The sequence below is a fragment of the Mesorhizobium sp. M0016 genome (genome assembly GCF_040324035.1).
GTDB lineage: Bacteria > Pseudomonadota > Alphaproteobacteria > Rhizobiales > Rhizobiaceae > Mesorhizobium.
Genome location: NZ_JAMYVM010000005.1, coordinates 112,338 through 131,971 on the forward strand (window position 1 = coordinate 112,338; position 19,634 = coordinate 131,971).

The following is a 19,634-nucleotide window of genomic DNA, read 5'->3' on the forward strand; positions in this document are numbered from 1 at the left end:
CAAGCGTCTGACGACGCAATCCAGTGGCGGCGGCCATATGGCGCATGTCGACGAGGCAGACAGGAAGTGCCGGTGTTGGCGTAGGGAGTGACGTGCATTAGCCTTGCACCTGCCGTCACGCTTGCGTCGGATGGAGAACTGGTGCCGCTTAGGTGACTCGAACACCTGACCCCATCATTACGAATGATGTGCTCTACCAACTGAGCTAAAGCGGCCCGGGAAGCGCGAGGTTCCAGGATCGGCTGGGTGATAGACTCAACCGGCCGCTAATTCAAGATGGGCAACCGCGATTTCGAGCCGGCATCCGGCAATTCGTCCCGGCATTTTCCATTGGCGCGCAATGAGCCACCGCCTCATTTGCTTTTTCGGCTACGCGGAGACGTCGCGGTGGACTGCGCACAAACTGCCCGGCAAGGCGGCAAAACGGACTGATTTTATTGCCAAAACGCATCGAAATGGGCCTTGAACAGGCCTGTAAGGCAGAATGCGCACGCTCGCCCGTTGATTGATTGGTCGCCTGCGGCTAACGATCATGGCAATGTGAGCGAACGGACAGGGGAAATTCGCTTGGACGCGATCGAAAAAGCGATCCGAAACGCCTTCGAGAAAGGCAATGCCGAGGACCGGGCGTTTCGCGAGAGGGTCTACCGGTCGGCCTTCGCGGCGCTCGACCGCGTCCTTCAGGCCAACCCCGGCGTGACGGTGGAAGCCGCCATCAAGCGCCGCAAGGCGGTGCAGGAAAAGATCGCCGAGATCGAATCCGAATTCCTGCCAGCGGTCCCCGATGTCGCCGCGCAGACGCAAGACGCTGCGCAGACGCAAGACGCCCCGCAAGCGCCAGGCGCCACCGAAGCGCCCGCGGTCGATGCCCCGACAGGTGTCGCGGTCGGACCGTCGCCGGCGATCGTCGTTGATGAACCGGTTCAGCCCGAGGCATCCGACGCGCCGCGTTCGCGCGTGCTGCCGGTCGTCCCCGACATCATGCCTGACGCCACGCTGCCCGGCGCCCCGGCGATCGATATGGCCGATTCCGCGCCGGCCGAGGCCGCGGCGGAAGTGGCGCCTGACCGTGATGAAAGGCGGATAAGGGGCCGCCGCCTGCCGCTGACGGCGATCTTCTTTGGCGTGACGTTGCTCGCCGCCGCCGGCATCGGCCTCTATTTCGCCGTGCAGACCGGGGTCTTCAAGACGCCGGCGCAGCTCGACACGGCGCCGCCCGAAGCGCCGCCGACCGTCGACGATGACGACTTCACGCCGCCTGCCGATACAACTGAGCCGCAGCAGCCTGGCGCGCCGCAGCAGCCTGGTGTCGCCGAACAGACGCGCGACTGGATCAACGTGTTTACACCCACCGATCCAACGCATGTGGCGACCCCGTCCGACGCCAAGGCCGATGTCGTGCAGGACGACACCGGCTCCTTCCTGCGCATCCGCTCCGGTGCTTCCGGCTCGGCCATCAGCTTCGATGTCGGGCAGGGCGTGCTGGAGAAGCTTGCCGGCAAACATGCCGTGTTCGACATCGTCGCCCGCGCCGAGGACGGCAAGGACACGCAGATCTCCGTCGACTGCAATTTCGGCGATCTCGGCGACTGCGGCCGCAAGCGCTATGCGGTCGGCCAGCAGCGTAACGAATATCTGTTCGACGTGAAATTCCCCGACAAGCCCCCGGGCGCGGCCGGCAGCATCGCCATCAACTCCGACTTCGACAAGCAGGGCAAGGCGGTCGACATCTACGAGATCCGCGTTTCGATCGAACCGTAAGCGCCGCCTAGCGATCAAGCAGCGCCTGCAGCGTCTCGATGCGGTCGGCTTCGGCGGTCGGCTTGTCCCAGCGCAGCCGTGAGATGCGGGGAAATCGCATCGCAACGCCGGATTTGTGGCGAGTCGAACGGTTGAGACCTTCGAACGCCACCTCCAGCACCAGGCCTTGGCTGCGGTCGGCGCGCACCGAGCGCACCGGGCCGAAACGCTCGACCGTATTGTCGCGGACAAATTTGTCGATCTGCTTCAACTCCTCGTCGGTGAAGCCGAAATAGGCCTTGCCGACCGGCACCAATTCCTCCGCGCCTTCCGGCCCCGACCAGACGCCGAACGTATAGTCGGAATAAAAGCTCGACCGCTTGCCATGGCCGCGCTGCGCATACATCAGCACAGCATCGACCGTGTGCGGATCGCGCTTCCACTTGAACCACGGCCCTTTCGGCCGTCCCGCGAGATAGGGCGAATCCCAGCGCTTCAGCATCACGCCTTCGATAATCGGGTGCGGCGGCGCGCGGCGCAGTTCCTCCAGCGTTTGCCAATCCCGGAATTCGACGAATGGCGACAGATCGAAACGGTGCGGGTCCAGCGTTGTGATGAAGGCCTCAAGACGGGCCCGCCGCTCGCGGAAAGGTAGCGCGCGCAAATCTTCGCCGTTGATCTGCAGCGCATCGTAGCAGCGCATGAACGCCGGGTATTGCTGCTGTATCTTCGGGGCCACGCTCTTGCGATTGAGCCGCTGTTGCAGGTCCGAAAAGGTGCCGGTCGCCACCGGCTCGCCGACCAGCAATTCACCATCGAGCGCGGCGGAAAAATCCATTGCCTGGGCGAGATCGGGGAATGCGCCGGACACATCGTCGCCGGTGCGCGAATAGAGCCGGCGCACGCCGCCCTCGCACACCGCCTGAACGCGGATGCCGTCCCATTTCCATTCCGCGGCATAGTCGGCCGGATCGAGCTTTTCGAGGTCGCCGTCGCCGACCGGGTTCGACAGCATCACCGGACTGAACAGGGCAAGTGCGGTCCGCTTCGGCTTCTCGGCCTTGCCTTCCAGCCACGCGAACAGCGAGATATAGGGCGGTGTCAGCCCGTGCCACAGCTCCTCGATCTCGACGACATCGACCTTGCCGAAATCGGCCAGCGCCTGTTTGGCCAGCCGCGCCGAAACGCCGATACGCAAGCCGCCGGTGACGAGCTTGATGATGGCAAAGCGCGCCGAAATGCCGGCGCTGTCGAGCAGCCCGGCCAGCACCTTGGGTCCGTCCGAGCGGCTCGCCGCCTGCAGCGTCGCCACGACGTCGCCAAGCGTCGGCTCCCGGTTGGGGATATGTCCCGGCGTTTGCGGCCAGACCAGCGACACGGTTTCAGCGAGGTCGCCGACATAGTCGTAGGAATAGCCGAACAGCACCGGATCCATGCGCTCGGTGACCAGCGTGCGCAGCATCGCCGGCTTGACCGCCGCAATGTTGAGGTCGCCGGTGATCGCCGCCAGCGCCAGCCCGCGGTCGGGGTCCTCGACGCTGCGGAAATAGTCGACGAGCAGCGTCAGCTTGCCATTGCGCGACGGCGTCAGCACCAAGCGGTCGAGGAGTTCGGCGAAACGGTTCATGCGTCGCCCCACGCCAATGGTGAAAACCGGCGCGAGGCACCCCCCTCTGGCCTGCCGGCCATCTCCCCCTCAAGGAGGAAGATCGGATGTCGCGCCGGCCTTGGCCAATCTCCGATATTGGCGGAGATGAGCCGGCATTGGAGCTGCCAATATGCCCCCTTGACGGGGAGATGTCCGGCAGGACAGAGGGGGGCGCAACGGGTCGCGGCGCTGGTGATCACCATCAATCGCCCTCGTCCTCATAGCCCACAAGGTGCAGTGGCCTGGCGGCGATGCCTTCCAGCTCGCACCAGCGCACCAGCGCTTCCTCGCGGCCATGCGTCACCCAGATTTCGCCGGCGCCCGTCTCCTTGACGGTGGCGGTCAGTTCGTCCCAGTCGGCGTGGTCGGAAATGATCAGCGGCAGTTCGACGCCGCCTTGCTTGGCGCGCTGGCGGATGCGCATCCAGCCCGAGGCGAAGCACGAGATCGGGTCGGGAAAGCGCCGCGCCCAGCGGTCGGCGAAGGCCGATGGAGGGCCGACAACGATGACCCCAGTGAAATCCTGCTTGCCGCCGCTGTCGACGGTTGCCGGCTCCAGCGTGCCGAGGTCGATGCCCTGGCTCTGGTAATATTCGCTGAGCTTGGCCAGCGCGCCGTGGATATAGATCGGCCTGTCATAACCGGCATCGCGCAGCAGCCGCATCACCCGCTGTGCCTTGCCCAGCGCATAGGCGCCGACCAGATGCGATCGCTCGGGAAACTGCGCCGCCGATTTGAGCAGCCGGGCGATCTCCTCCGTGTCGGGCGGATGGTGAAACACCGGCAGGCCGAAGGTCGCCTCGGTGATGAAGACGTCGCATTGGACCGGTTCGAACGGTGCGCAGGTCGCGTCCTTCTGGCGCTTGTAGTCGCCGGAGGCGACGATGCGCCTGCCCTTGTGCTCGACCGCGATCTGCGCCGAGCCCAGCACATGGCCGGCCGGATGGAAGGTGACGCTGACATCGTTCAGCGCCATCGCTTCGCCAAGCACGGCCGCTTGCGTTGTCCCGGCAAAATCCTCGCCATAACGCAACCCCATAATGTCGAGCGTCTGCTGCGTCGCCAGCACCGAACGATGGCCGGATCGGGCATGGTCGGAATGGCCATGCGTGATCAACGCCCGGTTGACTGGCCGCACCGGGTCGATGAAGAAATCGCCGCATGGGCAATAAAGGCCTTCAGGCCGGGGATGGAGCAGGTCGCTGGCGCGCATCCAGTCAAGATAGTGGCTAATTCCAGCGCGGGAAGCCTGTTGCAAGAGACTGCTGACTCGGCCTACAGCCAGCCACCGGCCGCATCAGCCGGCGGGGCCATCGCCATGCAACCGCTGAAAATCTCGTCCGGCGACCTGACCGCCGACCGTCGCGCCGACTATGCCGAGATGCTTTTCGGCTCGGGCGAGCACGCGGCAGCGGCGGAGCTGCTGCTCGGCGCGCTGGAGCTGGCGCCGCAATGGGCGGCGGGCTGGTTCCGTCTTGGCGAGATGCAGGAGACGGCCGAGCGGCTCGACGTGGCGGCTCAAGCCTGGGCGACGGCGCTGAAACTCGACCCGGCGGATCGCCTTGGCGCTGCGCTGAAGCTGCAGCTGATCGGCAAGGCGCCGGCTGCCGCAGCGCCACCCAGCGCCTTCGTCGAGACGCTGTTCGACCACTATGCCGAGACTTTCGAGGACTCGCTGGTCGACAAGCTCGGCTACCGGCTGCCGGAGTTTCTCGATCGCGCCATTCGCGCGGCAAGACCGGGCCGCTTTTCGCTGGCGCTCGACCTTGGTTGCGGCACCGGTCTGATGGGCGAGAAACTGCGGCCGGTCGCCGAACGGCTGGAGGGCTACGACATCTCCGCCGCCATGCTGAAAAAGGCCCGCGCCAAAGGCGTCTACGATCTGCTCGCCAAGGCCGATCTGCAGGATTTCGCCTATGCCGGACCGAAAGCCGATCTGGTGGTGGCGGCCGACGTGTTCATCTATGTCGGCGCGCTCGATCGCGTGATGAAGACCGTCGCGGGCATTCTGGCCACCAATGGCCTGTTTGCCTTTTCCGTCGAAACGCCAGCCAAGGGCGGGGCGGGCGGCGACGCCGGTTTCGCGCTGCAGCCGTCTCGTCGCTACGCCCATTCTCAAGCCTATGTCGAGCGGGTGCTTGCCGCAAACGGCCTGTCGGTGCTGTCGATGCAGCCGACCGTCATCCGCTGGGATCGCCGCCAGCCGGTCGACGGGCTTGCCGCGCTGGCGGTGCCCTCGTCCAAGGGTTGATGTCTCGTCTTGTTCGAAAACGTGAATAGGATTTTTGCGGCTGGCGCGGCATCAGGTAGGATACAAGCCGGGAAAAGCCCTCGGCAGGCATTGAGGAGGAACACATGCGCTGGAACATGATGGTCTTGGTGTCTTGCCTGGCAATGACCGGCTGCATGGGCAGTTCGATGTCGGAGCGGCAGGACCAGGACGTGCAATCGTCGCTGCAATATGACAACGTGCCTTGCGACCAGTTGCTGGCGCAGCGCAACGAACTGGCGCAGCAATACCATCTGTCGACGGACGCCAAGCCGAGCTTCTCCAATCCGGCGATGGGCTTCGGCCCGTTCACGCCGGATATGCGCTCCAAAAGCAAGCGCGATACTGATCTGGCAAGTGGCAAGATCGACGCCATGAACCGCTCGATCGTCCGCCGCGACTGCGGCAAGCCCAACAAACAGAAGAAGTTCACCCTGCCGAGCTGAACCTGAACTTCCTCAGTACCCCGCCTTGCGGTCGACCACGTTATCAAGCTTTTCGCCGCGCTCGAAGGCATCCATCTGCCGCAACATGCTCGGCGCCAGGTGGACAGGGTCGGAGGTCGCCGCCGCGTGCGGCGTCACGAACACTTTCGGGTGACTCCATAGCGGACTGGTCTTCGGCAGCGGCTCGACCTCGAACACGTCGAGGCTCGCCTCCTTCAGCGTGCCGTCGTCCAGCGCGCGCAAGATGTCGGCGTCCTTCTGCAGCCGGCCGCGCCCGGCATTGATCAGCACCGAGCCGCCGAGGCCGTTGCGCTTGCGTAATTCCTTCAGCACGCCGTAATTGATGATGCCGTGCGTATCCGGCGTCAGCGGCAACAGCACCACCAGTATGTCGGTGGCGTTGAGGAAGGGGATCAGCCCGGCCTCTCCGGCGTAGGTCGCAACGCCTTTCATGGCCTTGTCGCTGCGCGACCAGCCATTGACGGCAAAGCCGAGCGACAACAGCACCGATGCCGCCGCGCGGCCGAGATTGCCGAGCCCCATAATGCCGACCGAGATGTCACCGGCCGGCCGCTGCGGCGGTTCGTGCCAGGTCTTCTTCGGCTGCTGCGCACGATAGAGCATGCCCTGGCGGTGATGGTCGAGCACGCGCCAGACGACATATTCGGTCATGTACTGCGTCAGGTTGTCAGCGACCACTTTGACGATCGGCACATCGGGCAGGCCGGGATCGGCGAAGATGTGGTCGACGCCGGCGCCGATCGAGAAGATTGCGCGCAGATTGGGCAGCGATTTCAGTAGGTTCGGCTTCTGCTTCCACACCACCGCATAGGTGATCGACGGATCCGAAGCGCCGTCCGGCTCCAGCACCACTTCGCGCTCGGCCGACAGCAGCTCGCGCCAGCGCTGCGGATGAAAGCCGGTGACGGCAAGCAGGATTTTGCCTTTTTCCATTTGCGGATTGTATTCCCTGTTATTCGCTAACGATACCGACTGGCGCCGTCTCGATCTTGAACGCGGCCGAGATCAGCGCCTTCGTATAGTCGGTCTGCGGGCGCTCGAAAATCTGTTCGGAAGGGCCGGCTTCGACGATCTTGCCATTGCGCATGACGATGACGTCATTGGCAAGGGCGCGAATGACTTTCAGATCGTGGCTGATGAACAGATAGGCAAGGTCGTGCCTGGCCTGCAGATTGCGCAAGAGGTCGACCACTTGCGCCTGCACGCTCATGTCGAGCGCCGAGGTCGGTTCGTCCAGCATGACGAAGCGCGGATTGAGCACCATGGCGCGCGCAATGGCGACGCGCTGGCGCTGGCCGCCGGAGAATTCATGCGGATAGCGGTTCCTGGTCGCCGGATCGAGCCCGACCTCCTTCAGCACGGCGACGACCTTGTCGTCGCGTTGGTCGGGCGACAGCTTCGGCTCGTGGATCTTCAAGCCTTCCTCGATGATCTCCGAGACCGACATGCGCGGGCTGAGCGACCCGAACGGGTCCTGGAAAACGATCTGCAACTCGCGGCGCAGCGGCCGCATGGCGTTGAAGGAAAGCTGGTTGATGTCGCTGCCATTGAACTGGATGGTGCCGGTCGATGAGATCATCCGCGCCAGCGCCAGGCCGAGCGTCGTCTTGCCGGAGCCGGATTCGCCGACGACGCCGAGCGTCTGGCCGGCGCGTACGGTGACGTCGATTCCGTCAACTGCCTTCACATTGTCGACGGTGGTGCGAAAGAAACCCTTCTTGATCGGGAACCAAACCTTGATGTCCTTGCCGGTCATCACAGGCTTGGCGGCGTCGTTGGCGGCCGGCGGCTTGCCTTTCGGCTCGGCGGCCAACAGGTGCTTGGTATAGGCGTGTTGCGGGTTGGCGAAGATGTCCCTGGTCGGCCCGGTCTCGACGATCTTGCCTTTGGTCATCACGCAGACGCGGTCGGCGATCTTTCTGACAATGCCGAGATCATGGGTGATGAACAGCATTGACATGCCCTTGCGGCTCTTCAGCCCCGCCAGCAATTCGAGGATCTGCGCCTGCACGGTGACGTCGAGCGCCGTCGTCGGTTCGTCGGCGATCAGCAGTTCCGGTTCGTTGGCCAGCGCCATGGCGATCATGACGCGCTGCCGCTGGCCGCCGGACAATTGGTGCGGATAGGCGTCGAGCCGCTTTTCCGGTTCGCGAATGCCGACCTCGTTGAGCAGCGCCAGCGTGCGCGCCTTGGCCTGGCGGTCGCCCATGCCCTGATGCAGCGCCAGGATCTCGACGATCTGCTGCTCGATCGTGTGCAGAGGATTGAGCGAGGTCATCGGCTCCTGGAAGATCATGGTGATCTTGTTGCCGCGCACGCTGCGCAACTGCTTTTCGTTCATCGCCAAAAGGTCGGCGCCCTGGAACAGGATCTTGCCCGAGGGATGGCTGGCCGTCGGGTAGGGCAGCAGCTTCAGAACCGACAGCGCCGAGACCGATTTGCCGGAACCGGATTCGCCCACAAGCGCCACCGTCTCGCCCTTGGCGAGATCGAAGGAGATGTGGTCGACGGCTATCGACTGGTTGCCGCCTTGCGTGAAGGCAACGCTGAGATCGCGGACCGAGAGCAGGGGCTCGCTCATCGGAACGCCTTGCGCGGATCGAACGCATCGCGCGTCGCCTCGCCGATGAACACCAGCAGCGACAGCATCAGCGAGATGACGATGAAGCCCGATATACCGAGCCAGGGGGCATTGAGGTTACTCTGCGCCTGTTTTAGCAGTTCACCGAGCGACGCGGTGCCGGGCGGCAGGCCGAAGCCGAGATAGTCGAGCGAGGTCAGTGTCGAGATCGAGGCGCTGACCAGGAAAGGCATGAAGGTCAGCGTCGCCACCATGGCATTAGGCAGAAGATGGCGCAGCATGATGGTGCGGTTGGACACACCAAGCGCGCGGGCCGCGTTGACATATTCGAAGTTGCGTGCGCGCAGGAATTCGGCGCGCACCACGCTGACAAGCGACGTCCAGGAGAACAGCAGCATCAGCCCGAGCAGGATGAAGAAGCCCGGCGGCAGGATGGCGGCGACGATCAGCAGCAGATACAGCAGCGGTATCGCCGACCAGATTTCTATGAAGCGTTGAAAGAGAAGGTCGGTCCAGCCGCCGAAATACCCTTGCAGCGCGCCGGCGGCGACGCCGATAACCGACGAACCCGCAGTCAGGATCAACCCGAACAGCACGGAAATCCTAAACCCGTAGATGATGCGCGCCAGCACGTCGCGCGCCTGGTCATCGGTACCCAGCCAGTTCCAGTTGCCGACAATGCAGTCAGGATCGGCAGCGCCTTGCGGATATTGGCTGCATCGCCTCTGCGCGTCGTATTCCCATGACGGTTTTGCGGGAGCGGCGTCGGGGATCGCATTGTTGACGGTGCGGTAGGAATAGCGGATTGGCGGCCAGATCATCCAGCCATTGGCGTTGATCTCGTCGCGGATGACCGGGTCGCGATAGTCGGTGACGGCGTAGAAGCCGCCGAATTTTTCCTCGGGGTAGGCGACCGCCACCGGGAACAGGATCTCGCCTTTGTAGTAGGCGACGATCGGCCTGTCGTTGGCGATCAGTTCGGCAAACAGCGACAGCACGAACAGAGCGAGGAATATCCACAACGACCAGTAGCCGCGCCGGTTGGCCTTGAAGTTCTGCCAGCGCCGCTTGTTGAGCGGCGACAGCCAGGGGCGGGCGATCCTTGTCGGTGTGATCTCGGCTGCAGCCTGCGTCATCAGACGTCTCTCCGCTCGAAATCGATGCGCGGATCGACCCATGTGTAGATCAGGTCGGACAACAGCGTCACGAACAAACCAAGCAGCGAAAATATATAGAGGTTGGCGAACACGACCGGATAGTCGCGCGCCAACACGGACCTGAAACCGAGCAGCCCGAGACCGTCGAGGGAAAAGATGTTCTCGATCAAAAGCGAGCCGGTGAAGAAGGCCGAGATGAAGGCCGCTGGAAAGCCGGCAATGACGATCAGCATTGCGTTGCGGAACACATGTCCGTAAAGCACCCGCCGCTCCGACAGGCCCTTGGCACGGGCCGTCACCACATACTGTTTGCGTATCTCTTCCAGGAAGGAGTTCTTGGTCAGCAGCGTCGTCGTCGCGAAGGCCGACAGCACCAGCGCCGTCAGCGGCAAGGTCATGTGCCAGAAATAATCGACGATCTTGTCGGGCCACGACAATTGGTCCCAATTGTCGGAGACGATGCCGCGCAGTGGGAACCAGTCCCAGAAGGAGCCGCCCGCGAACAGCACCATCAGCAATATGCCGAACAGGAAGGCCGGTATGGCATAGCCGACGATGATCACGCCGCTGGTCCAGACGTCGAAGGCGGAGCCGTCCTTGACCGCTTTGCGGATGCCAAGGGGGATCGAGATCAGATAGGACAACAGCGTGATCCACAGCCCAAGCGAGATCGACACCGGCATCTTCTCCAGGATCAGGTCAAGAACCGAGATGTCACGGAAATAGCTGTCGCCGAAATCGAAGCGGGCATAGTTCCACAGCATCATGCCGAAGCGTTCGAGCGGTGGTTTGTCGAAGCCGAATTGCTTTTCCAGCTTCTTGATGAATTCCGGATCGAGCCCTTGCGCGCCGCGATACTTCGAGCCGACGTCACCGGCCACATCGAAATTGCCGCCGCCTCCTGCATCGCCGCCGCCGCTGCCGAGGCGGTCGCTGCCGCCCTGGTTGGTCAGGCTGGCGATGACCTGCTCGACCGGTCCACCCGGTGCGAATTGAGTGACGACGAAAGCAACCGCCATGATGCCGAACAGGGTCGGTATCATCAGCAGGATACGGCGCAGTATGTAGGCGCCCATCAGCTTTCACCCTCCCCCTTGTGGGGAGGGTCGATCCGCGAAGCGGAGCGGGGTGGGGGTAGTCTCGATCCGGCGTACGCCGTCACACCCCCACCCCGGTTCGCCATTCGCGCTGCGCACGAAGTGCTCACCGACCCTCCCCACGAGGGGGAGGGTAAAGTGCCGCGCAACAGCCTACCCTTTGCCAATTTTTGCCGCCTTGCCCTTGTCGACCCACCACAGCGCTTCGACCGGGAAGTCGAAATCGGGTTTCCGCTCGGGAAAACCGAACATGTCCCAATAGGCGCTTCGATGATTCGCCAGGAACCAACTTGGAATCCAATCCCTCCGTGCACGCAAGACCCGGTCGAGCGCGCGCATGGCAATTGTCAGGCTTTCGCGACCCTCGGCGGCACCTGCGGCGTCAACCAGGGCGTCGATGGCCGGGCTCGACGTTCCCGGCAGATTGCGAGAGCCCGATACGGTAGCTGCTCGCGAATGGAAAATGGTTTCGAGGTCGTCACGGGTTGGCGTCGCCGGAAACGAGGCCGCGACCGAGACGAGGTCGTAGTCGAACGAATTCTGCCGCAGCTGATATTGCGCGGCATCCACCAGCCGGATCGAGGCATCGATGCCGACCGCCTTCATGTTTTCGACCCAGGGCGAGTAGACCTGTTCGAAGACTTCGTCGTCGACAAGAAACTCTGCGGACAACCGACCACCCTTGTCGTTCACGACGAAATTGCCGGACCGTTTCCAGCCGGCCTCGGCCAGAAGCTTGGCCGCCTTGCCAAGCAACTGCCGGTCGCGGCCGGAGCCGTTCGACGCGTCCTGGATCACGGCTTCGCCAAAAGCCTCGGCGGGAATCTGCTCACGCAGCGGCTCAAGAAGAGCCAATTCTTGTGGCGACGGTCTGCCCTCGGCGCGAAATTCGGATTTCTCGAAGCAGGATTGCGAGCGCTCATAGGAACCGTAGAAGAAATTGCGCCGCGTCCATTCGAAGTCGAAGCAGAGCCCGATCGCCTGCCGCACGCGCGAGTCGCGAAACTGCTCGCGCCGCTGGTTGACGGCGGTGCCCTGCATCGAAGGCACCGTTTCGGCCGGGAATTCGTGCTTCACCACCTTGCCGGCAGTGAACGCTGGGAAGTCGTAGCCGGTCGCCCAGACGCGCGAGGTGAATTCCTCCCTGTAGAGGATTTCTCCCTTCTTGAACGCTTCGAAGGCAACGCTACGGTCCTGATAGAACTCAACGCGGATCCGCTGAAAATTGTTCTGGCCGCGATTGACCGGCAGGTCGTTGCCCCAATAATCAGCCACACGCTCATATTCGATCCAGGCCCCTGCCGACCAGCGACCGACCTTGTAGGCGGCTGACCCCAACGGCGGGTTCATCTGCGAGGAATCGAACGGGTTGGCCGTGTAGAACGCCTTCGACAGGACCGGGAACTCGACGACGTTGAGGATGGTGCGGCTTGTCTGCTTGCCGGAAAACCTAAGCTGCAGCGTGTGGGCATCCACGGCAATCGCGTCATCCAGATGCGTTAGCGGCAGGGAATAGTACGGGTGCCCCTTGTCCTTGAGCAGCTTGAAGGTGAAGGCGCCATCCTCTGCCGTCAATGGCGTGCTGTCATGGAAGCGGGCCTGCGGGCGCAGCGAGAAGGTGAAGTCGTTGCGGTCGTCGGAAATCGTCACGCCGTCAGCGATCAGCCCGTAAACGGCGTCAGGTTCGTCGTACGCTCTCACCATCAGTGAATCGAAGCACATCTCCGTGCGCTGGGGCGAATCGCCTTTGGGAACGAACGAATTCAGCGTGTTGAAGGTCAGCGGCGTCTGGTTGGCAAGCCAGTTGCGCGGCAGGAAGTTGAAGACGCCACCTTGCGGCGCATCGACATTGACATAGTCGAAATGAGTGAAGTCCGGCTTGTATTTGAGGTCGCCGAAAGCCGACAGTCCATGCAGTTTCACGCCGGTTGGGCTGGCGGCGAAAGCCTTGCCCGGCAGCAGCGCAGCAACGGCCGCGGCGCCACTGAGGGCCAGGAAATCGCGGCGAGGGAGCCCCGCCATCAATTGCTGCCCTTGTACTTGGCGGCCAGGGCCTTTTCCTTGTCCGCATCGATCCACCAGGAATCGATATCGGCGCCACGGTAGCCGGGCTGCTTTTCCGGGATGCCGAACTTGTTCCAGTAAGCCAGCCACACAACGGCGCGATAGTATTGCGGCACCACATAGTAATTCCACAGCAGCACGCGATCGAGCGCTTGGGTGGTGGCGACGAGGTCATCGCGATCCGTGGCAAAAATGATGCGGTCGACAAGGGCGTCAACGACCGGGTTCTTGATGCCGGAATAATTGCGCGATGCCGGTGTGTCGGCGGCCTTGGAGCTCCAAAAATCGCGCTGCTCGTTGCCGGGCGATTCCGACTGTTGGAGCTGTCCTGTGATGACGTCGTAATCGAAATTTCTGACGCGGTTGGTGTACTGGCTCGGGTCGACGATGCGCAGTGTCGCATCGACGCCGATCTTGCGCAGATTGGCGATCCAGGGGCTGGAAATGACCTGGTCGGTTTCATTCGAGCCCAGGATTTCAAACTTGAATGGCTCGCCGGTCTTGGCGTTGACCATCTTGCCGCCCTTGATCACCCAGCCGGCCTGGGCGAACAGGTCGACCGCCTGCTTCAGATATTTGCGCTCCGCCTGCGGCGAATCGTAAACCGGCAGCTTGAATTCCTGCGTGAATACTTCCGGCGGCAGCTTGTCGCGGTACTTCTCCAGGATCTCCAGCTCCTTGCCTTGCGGCAGGCCGCTCGAGGCCAGTTCCGTGCCCTGGAAATAACTGTGGGTGCGGGTGTTGAAACCGAAGAACAGCGTGCGGTTCATCGATTCAAAATCGAAGGGATAGGTGAGCGCGGCCCTGACCAGACGATCGGCAAAGAGCTTGTGTCTCTGGTTGAGCATGAAAGCCTGCATCGGCTCGGGCGAGGTGGTCTTGAACTCCTGCTTGATCACATCGCCGGCCTTGATCGCCGCGAAATCATAAAATGTCGCCCAGCGCTTCGAGCTGTTTTCCGGCTTGATATCGTCGAGGCCACCTTTCTTGAACGCCTCCCAGGAGGCGTTGTCGTCAAGAATGTAGGTGAAGTGCTGCGTGTCGAAATTCTCCCGACCGATCTTCACAGCCAGCTTGGCGCCCCAATAGTCGGGGACGCGCTGCCAGACGATTTCCGACCCCGCCTTGAAGCTGGCGATCTTGTATGCAGCCGAGCCCAGCGGCGGCTCCAGCGTCCCCTTGGTGATGTCGCGCTTCTTGCCATTGGCGTCGGTGCCTTCCCACCAATGCTTGGGCAGCACGACAAGGTCGCCGAGGATCTTGGGCAGTTCGCGATTGCCCTTCTGGTCGAAGTGGAACTCGACCTCACGGTCCGAGACAGCGACGGCGTCGGTGACGTTTTCGAAATAGCGGCTGTACATCGGGCTGTTGGCCTTCAGCACCTGGAACGACCAGATCACGTCGTCGACTGTGATCGGCTGTCCGTCATGCCATTTCGCCCGCGGGTCGAGCCGGTAGGTGGCCGAGGAATAGTCGGTCGGGTACTTGTAGGCATCGGCGACGAGCGGGTGGCTGACGCTACCTTCGTCAGTCGCCTGGTCCATCAGCGTGTCGTAGAGCAGGCCGCCGCCAAATGGCTGCAGGCCGGCCGCCGGCGATCCCTGAACGATATAGGGATTGAAGCTGTCGAACGTGCCGGAAACGACCGAATTGTAGGTACCGCCCTTCGGTGCATCCGGATTCACATAATCGTAGCGCTGGAAGTTCTCGCCATATTTGGAGGGGCCGATCAGCGAAGAGGTGGTGTGCCATTCCTGGGGGAAGGATGCCTGCAGGCCGCCTGCGAGGGCGCCCACAACCAGAAAGGACCTCAGAAGCGTTCGGCCAACCGTCATGCGTTCTCCTCGTCGCGATGCCCGGCAATCCTAAATGATTTGACGCCGGTGAAAACCGCCATGCGGCGGCTTTGTCGCCGCATATGCGATTTTCCTAACAAAAAGCCGGGCTGAACCCGGCTTTTTTGAGGTCATGGAGATGACAATTCGGTTATTTGGCGGGCGCCGGTGCCGGCGTCGCAGGGGCTGGAGCTGCACCTTCAGCCGGCTTGGCCGGAGCGGCACCCTCGGCCGGCTTGGCCGGCGCCGTTGCATCGGCGGCGGCACCTGGCGTCGGCAGCGGCTTCGGGCTATCCGACAGCGTGCGCAGATAGGCAATGACGTTGGCGCGGTCCTCGTCCTTCGGCAGGCCGGCAAAGCCCATCGCCGTGCCCTTCACGAATTTCTTCGGCGAGGTGATGAAGTGGTTGAGATTGTCATAGGTCCACTTCTCGGCGCCGCCCTTGGAAAACTCCTTCATGCCGGCCGAATAGGCAAAGCCCTCATGCTCGGCGACGGGGCGGTCGACGATGTCCCAGAGATCCGGGCCGACCTTGTTGGGGCCGCCTTTTTCGCCGGAATGGCAGGCCTGGCATTTCTTAAAGACGGCCGCACCTTGCTCGACATTGGCGGTGGCCAAAAGGTCGGCGATCGGCTTCGCCTCTGCTGCGGGTCCGGCGGCGCCGCCTTCGGCAGGCTCCGTCGCCTCGATGGCAAAGCCGGGTTTTTCCGGCGCCGGCGAGGCAAACAGGGCGTCGGACACCAAACCGACCGAGAAGACGACGAAACAGGTTCCAAGCAACCCGGCGAGCAGTTTGTTGACTTCGTTGGAATCCATACGCCCCAGGGCTCCCTTTTCCGGCGGACCTCTCCGTCCACTCCGTCCGTCGGTATCGTGACCCACCCCGTCGAGCCGGTCAAATCGGGCGGAAACTAGGTCTTTTGCTTGGGCGTTGCAACACCTATAAGGGCGCTTCCAGTGAGACCTTTTGCCACTTTCCCCATCCTCTTTCGAACGCCTTGCAACCTCGATGTCCACGCTCATCCTGATCCCGGCCCGCATGGCCTCGACGCGCCTGCCGGGCAAGCCGCTGGCCGACATAGCCGGCGCGCCGATGATCGTCCATGTCGCCCGCCGCGCCGCTGAGGCTGGGCTTGGCCGGGTAGTGGTGGCAACCGACACGCGCAACGTGGCCGAAGCGGTGCGCGCGCACGGTTTCGAGGCGGTGATGACGCGCACCGACCACGAATCCGGTTCCGACCGTATCTTCGAGGCGCTGACCGCCCTCGACCCCGATCGCAAGGTCGAAACCATCGTCAATGTGCAGGGCGACCTGCCGACCATCGATCCCAAGATCATCGGTGCGGCGCTGAAACCGTTCGAGGACGCTGCGGTCGACATCGCCACGCTCGGCGTCGAGATCGTCCGCGACGAGGAAAAGGCCAACCCCAACGTCGTCAAGATCGTCGGTTCGCCGTTGTCGGCGACGCGGCTGAAGGCGCTCTATTTCACCCGCGCCACCGCGCCCTGGGGCGAGGGGCCGCTCTATCACCATGTCGGCCTCTACGCCTATCGGCGCTCAGCCCTCGAACGCTTCGTCGCGCTAAAACCTTCGCCGCTCGAACGGCGCGAGCGGCTGGAGCAGTTGCGGGCGGTGGAGGCCGGTATGCGCATCGATGCCGAGATCGTGCAATCGCTGCCGCTGGGCGTCGACACGCCGGAAGACCTCGAACGCGCCCGACAAATTCTTTCCTGAGACCTTCAACCTGAGATATCGGCATGCCTGACAAGACCAACAGAATAGCCTTCCAAGGCGAACCGGGCGCCAATTCCGACACCGCCAGCCGCAACATGTTCCCTTCGATGGAGCCGTTGCCGTGCCCCACCTTCGAGGATGCCTTCAACGCGGTCGAGACCAACAAGGCCGACCTCGCCATGATCCCGATCGAAAACACCATCGCCGGCCGCGTCGCCGACATTCATCATCTCTTGCCGGAATCGAAACTCCACATCGTCGGCGAGTATTTTCTGCCGATCCACTTCCAGCTGATGGTGCTGCCAGGCGTCAAACGCGAAGAGATCAAGACCGTGCACAGCCATATCCATGCGCTGGGACAGTGCCGCAAATACATCCGCAAGAACGGTTGGAAGCCGGTGATCGCCGGCGACACGGCGGGCTCTGCGAAGCTGGTCTCGGAGCTCAAGGACCGCACCATGGCCTCGCTCGCCCCGGCGCTAGCCGCAGAACTCTACGGCCTCGACATCATCGAGAAGAACGTCGAGGACACGGATTCGAATGTCACCCGCTTTGTCGTGCTGACCAAGGACAAGCGATTGGCCGAACGGCCCTCGGCCGACACCAAGATGATGACGACCTTCATGTTCCGTGTCCGCAATGTGCCGGCTGCGCTCTACAAGGCAATGGGCGGTTTCGCCACCAACGGCGTCAACATGACGAAGCTGGAGAGCTATCAGTTGGGCGCCTTCACCGCGACGCTGTTCTACGCCGATATCGAGGGCCATCCCGACGATCCACTGGTCAAGCTGGCGCTGGACGAACTGCGCTTCTTCTCGCGCGAAGTGCGCATTCTGGGTGTCTATCCCGCCAGCGAGTCGCGCGAGCAGTGGAAGGTCGCGGACTAAGGTTCCCCTAAACCAGCAGGGTCAGCGGCACATAGTCGATTTCCATGAAGGTTTCGACTTCCGGGATCCAGCGGTCGCGCACGAAGGCAACGTGGTCGGGATGCTCGTTATATCTGGTGTAGGCGGCCTGATCGACGAACTCCATCGAGAAGCCGAAGTGATAGTCGTTCTTCGGGCTGACTTGCCGCAGCGGCTCGAAATGGGTGACGCCCTTGATTGCGCTGAGAATGCGCTTGGCATCGGAGAGGAACCGCTTTTCCTCCAGCGAGTACTGCGGGTGCTTCAGGGTGAAAACCACGGTGTGACGGATCATTTTTTGCTCCCGTTAAGCAATTCCAGGAAAAGTGTGAAGCGGTTTTCCGTCCGGAATTGCGTAAAATAACAAGTCTTATTCGCTGTCGACCCAGGCGCGGATCAGATGATGCGCGATCGCGCCTTTCGGCGGCGTGACCAGATTGTCCTTGTGCGTCCTCTCCAGCATGGAACGCACCTCGTCGCGAAAAAACCAGCGGCAATCTTCCAACTCGTTGAGATCGGCCTGGATGTCGTCACTGAGCGGTTCGCCGAAACAGCCGATCATCAGCGAATAGGGGAACGGCCAGGGTTGGCTGGCATGGTAGACAACGCGGCCGAGCCGGATGCCGGCTTCCTCCAGCGTTTCGCGGCGCACCGCCGCCTCGATCGTCTCGCCCGGCTCGATGAAGCCGGCAAGCGCCGAGTACATGCCGGGCCCGAAATGCCGGCCGCGGCCGAGCAGGCATTTTTCCCGCGTCGCCGTCAGCATAATCGCCACCGGATCGGTGCGTGGAAAGTGCTCGGTGCCGCAATTTGGGCAATGGCGCTTGTAGCCGCCGGCCCGCATTTGCGATTCATGGCCGCATTTGCTGCAGAAGCGATGGGTGGCATGCCAGGCAAGCAGGGCGGCGCCTTGCGCCAGCGCGCCCGCTGCCGCCTCGTCGATCAGCCCCTGCATATAGACCGAGCGATAATCGATCGCCTTCATGGTCTCCGGCAGCTGTTCGGGATCGAGGCCGACCGGCACGGCAAGTACCGGGCCGCTCTCGGCAAAGCCAAGCAGCACGCCTTGTGCGAGTGATGGCTGCAGCTTCTGGCTCTCAGCCAGATCGAACCAAGGGTCGAAGCTGCCATCGTGCAATTTCAGATACAGCCGTCCGCCATGCATCGGCAGAAGACGTGCCGAGGGATCGGCCAACGCCCTTTCGACGGAATCGTCGGCGCGGTTCTCGGATTGCCGATCAATCGTGTTTCCGGCGAAGCCGACGAACTGGCTCGGTTCGCGCAAGGGCGCGTCAAAAAGGCGAAGGGTCATGGAAGCTCGAACGTCTAGGGATGGACACAGGCGGCTTATAGCGCCGCCTTGATCTGTTGCGCAAACTGGCGGATGCCTGAACGCTCATAGGGCTCGCGCATGCCGTGCCCCCACACCGGCCCCGGCCAGCCCGGATCGCCTTCCGAGCGGGCGATGACGTGGACATGCAATTGCCGAACGATGTTGCCGAGCGCGCCGGTGTTGATCTTGGTGCAGCTCGTGGTTCTTTTCAGCGCCTGCGCCACCATGTTGGTTTCGAAGGTCAACATCGCCTGGTCGAGCGGCGTCATGTCGTGGATTTCTTCGGCCCCCGGCCGCTGCGGCACCAGGACCAGCCATGGCCAGCGGCTATCGTTCATCACCCTGAGCTCGCACAGGCCGAGCCACATCAGCTGCTCGCTATCCGCCTCCAGCCTGGAGTCGAGCGTGAATCCGGCCTTGAGGCCCGGTAGCATTGGCGTTTCCCTTGCGCTTCTCGCATTATTCCCAAACTCATCACGCTAGAGCGGCTGCACGGGGGCTGCAAGCGATTCATTGAGCGGCGGAGTTCACGGGCATCCGATTCTCAATGCACCCTTGCATTTGATCGCTGAATTGCCGATATGGAACGCGGGAGGTTGGTGGTGGACGATCCACTCGCCAACCGGGTCAGGTCCGGAAGGAAGCAGCCCTAACGAGCCCGGAACGGGTCATTGTTCCAGCCTCCCACCTCATCGGCCCCTCTCGCGACATTGACGACGCATTGCAGCGCGGGCGAGACTATTGGAGCAATTCCAGGGAAAGTGTGAGCGGTTTCCCGTCCGGAATTGCGTTAAAGCAAAGG

At 62.6% G+C, this 19,634-nt stretch carries 17 protein-coding genes, 1 tRNA gene and 1 other RNA gene; 6 read left to right on the forward strand and 13 right to left on the reverse strand.

The features are described from left to right. Positions 1-139: 139 nt before the first annotated feature. Positions 140-215 (reverse strand) — tRNA-Thr (locus tag NKJ88_RS09725). Between the two features lie 352 nt (positions 216-567). On the opposite strand from NKJ88_RS09725, the gene NKJ88_RS09730 reads away from it, so the two are divergent. Beyond that, positions 568-1,761 (forward strand): hypothetical protein, encoded by a 1,194-nt coding sequence (locus tag NKJ88_RS09730; RefSeq protein WP_352443992.1) that lies wholly within the window; start codon positions 568-570, stop codon positions 1,759-1,761. A 7-nt stretch (positions 1,762-1,768) separates the two neighbouring features. Here the strand turns inward: NKJ88_RS09730 and NKJ88_RS09735 are convergent, their stop codons facing one another. Continuing rightward, positions 1,769-3,367, reverse strand: a complete 1,599-nt coding sequence (locus NKJ88_RS09735) for a cisplatin damage response ATP-dependent DNA ligase (RefSeq protein ID WP_352443993.1) — start codon at positions 3,365-3,367, stop codon at positions 1,769-1,771. A 223-nt stretch (positions 3,368-3,590) separates the two neighbouring features. Then, a complete protein-coding gene (locus tag NKJ88_RS09740; protein WP_023712591.1) occupies positions 3,591-4,601 on the reverse strand; it encodes a ligase-associated DNA damage response exonuclease in 1,011 nt (336 codons plus the stop codon). Positions 4,602-4,706: 105 nt separating this feature from the next. Here NKJ88_RS09740 and NKJ88_RS09745 point away from each other — a divergent pair, with 105 nt between their 5' ends. Together NKJ88_RS09745 and NKJ88_RS09750 are read left to right on the forward strand one after the other, a co-directional pair. Next, on the forward strand, positions 4,707-5,639 hold the full coding sequence (locus NKJ88_RS09745) for a class I SAM-dependent DNA methyltransferase (protein ID WP_023823779.1): 933 nt from the start codon (positions 4,707-4,709) through the stop codon (positions 5,637-5,639). Positions 5,640-5,743: 104 nt separating this feature from the next. Further along, positions 5,744-6,103: a hypothetical protein gene (locus tag NKJ88_RS09750; RefSeq protein WP_023669505.1), complete on the forward strand. Its 360-nt coding sequence runs from the start codon at positions 5,744-5,746 to the stop codon at positions 6,101-6,103. 12 nt (positions 6,104-6,115) lie between these two features. Here the strand turns inward: NKJ88_RS09750 and NKJ88_RS09755 are convergent, their stop codons facing one another. The 7 genes from NKJ88_RS09755 to NKJ88_RS09785 all read right to left on the reverse strand — a co-directional run bounded on the left by NKJ88_RS09755 (position 6,116) and on the right by NKJ88_RS09785 (position 15,675). Next, entirely contained in the window at positions 6,116-7,057 is a 942-nt protein-coding gene (locus NKJ88_RS09755; protein ID WP_023669506.1) for a 2-hydroxyacid dehydrogenase, read from the reverse strand. Positions 7,058-7,076: 19 nt separating this feature from the next. After that, on the reverse strand, positions 7,077-8,705 hold the full coding sequence (locus NKJ88_RS09760; protein WP_023682038.1) for an ABC transporter ATP-binding protein: 1,629 nt from the start codon (positions 8,703-8,705) through the stop codon (positions 7,077-7,079). Continuing rightward, entirely contained in the window at positions 8,702-9,841 is a 1,140-nt protein-coding gene (locus tag NKJ88_RS09765) for an ABC transporter permease (RefSeq protein WP_023682037.1), read from the reverse strand. Before NKJ88_RS09765 ends, NKJ88_RS09760 begins: the two co-directional genes overlap by 4 nt. Then, on the reverse strand, positions 9,841-10,938 hold the full coding sequence (locus NKJ88_RS09770; RefSeq protein WP_023669509.1) for a microcin C ABC transporter permease YejB: 1,098 nt from the start codon (positions 10,936-10,938) through the stop codon (positions 9,841-9,843). Before NKJ88_RS09770 ends, NKJ88_RS09765 begins: the two co-directional genes overlap by 1 nt. Before the next feature lie 174 nt (positions 10,939-11,112). Continuing rightward, positions 11,113-12,981 (reverse strand): extracellular solute-binding protein, encoded by a 1,869-nt coding sequence (locus tag NKJ88_RS09775; protein ID WP_023806304.1) that lies wholly within the window; start codon positions 12,979-12,981, stop codon positions 11,113-11,115. Next, on the reverse strand, positions 12,981-14,858 hold the full coding sequence (locus NKJ88_RS09780) for an extracellular solute-binding protein (RefSeq protein WP_352443994.1): 1,878 nt from the start codon (positions 14,856-14,858) through the stop codon (positions 12,981-12,983). Before NKJ88_RS09780 ends, NKJ88_RS09775 begins: the two co-directional genes overlap by 1 nt. Positions 14,859-15,009: 151 nt before the next feature. After that, on the reverse strand, positions 15,010-15,675 hold the full coding sequence (locus NKJ88_RS09785; RefSeq protein WP_023669512.1) for a c-type cytochrome: 666 nt from the start codon (positions 15,673-15,675) through the stop codon (positions 15,010-15,012). Positions 15,676-15,868: 193 nt separating this feature from the next. On the opposite strand from NKJ88_RS09785, the gene NKJ88_RS09790 reads away from it, so the two are divergent. Together NKJ88_RS09790 and NKJ88_RS09795 are read left to right on the forward strand one after the other, a co-directional pair. Next, complete coding sequence (locus NKJ88_RS09790; protein WP_023669513.1) at positions 15,869-16,594, forward strand: 3-deoxy-manno-octulosonate cytidylyltransferase; 726 nt, start codon at positions 15,869-15,871, stop codon at positions 16,592-16,594. A 23-nt stretch (positions 16,595-16,617) separates the two neighbouring features. Then, positions 16,618-17,481 (forward strand): prephenate dehydratase, encoded by an 864-nt coding sequence (locus tag NKJ88_RS09795; RefSeq protein ID WP_023682034.1) that lies wholly within the window; start codon positions 16,618-16,620, stop codon positions 17,479-17,481. Between the two features lie 7 nt (positions 17,482-17,488). Here the strand turns inward: NKJ88_RS09795 and NKJ88_RS09800 are convergent, their stop codons facing one another. The 3 genes from NKJ88_RS09800 to NKJ88_RS09810 form a co-directional block, all read right to left on the reverse strand. Then, positions 17,489-17,794 (reverse strand): Dabb family protein, encoded by a 306-nt coding sequence (locus NKJ88_RS09800; RefSeq protein ID WP_023669515.1) that lies wholly within the window; start codon positions 17,792-17,794, stop codon positions 17,489-17,491. Positions 17,795-17,869: 75 nt separating this feature from the next. After that, entirely contained in the window at positions 17,870-18,811 is a 942-nt protein-coding gene (gene nudC, locus NKJ88_RS09805) for an NAD(+) diphosphatase (protein WP_023751922.1), read from the reverse strand. 35 nt (positions 18,812-18,846) lie between these two features. Continuing rightward, positions 18,847-19,266 carry an HIT domain-containing protein gene (locus NKJ88_RS09810; protein ID WP_023669517.1) on the reverse strand — a complete coding sequence of 140 codons (420 nt, stop codon included), beginning with the start codon at positions 19,264-19,266 and terminating at the stop codon, positions 18,847-18,849. Between the two features lie 157 nt (positions 19,267-19,423). On the opposite strand from NKJ88_RS09810, the gene ffs reads away from it, so the two are divergent. Then, an RNA gene (ffs, locus tag NKJ88_RS09815) (signal recognition particle sRNA small type) lies at positions 19,424-19,520 on the forward strand. Positions 19,521-19,634 lie beyond the last annotated feature (114 nt).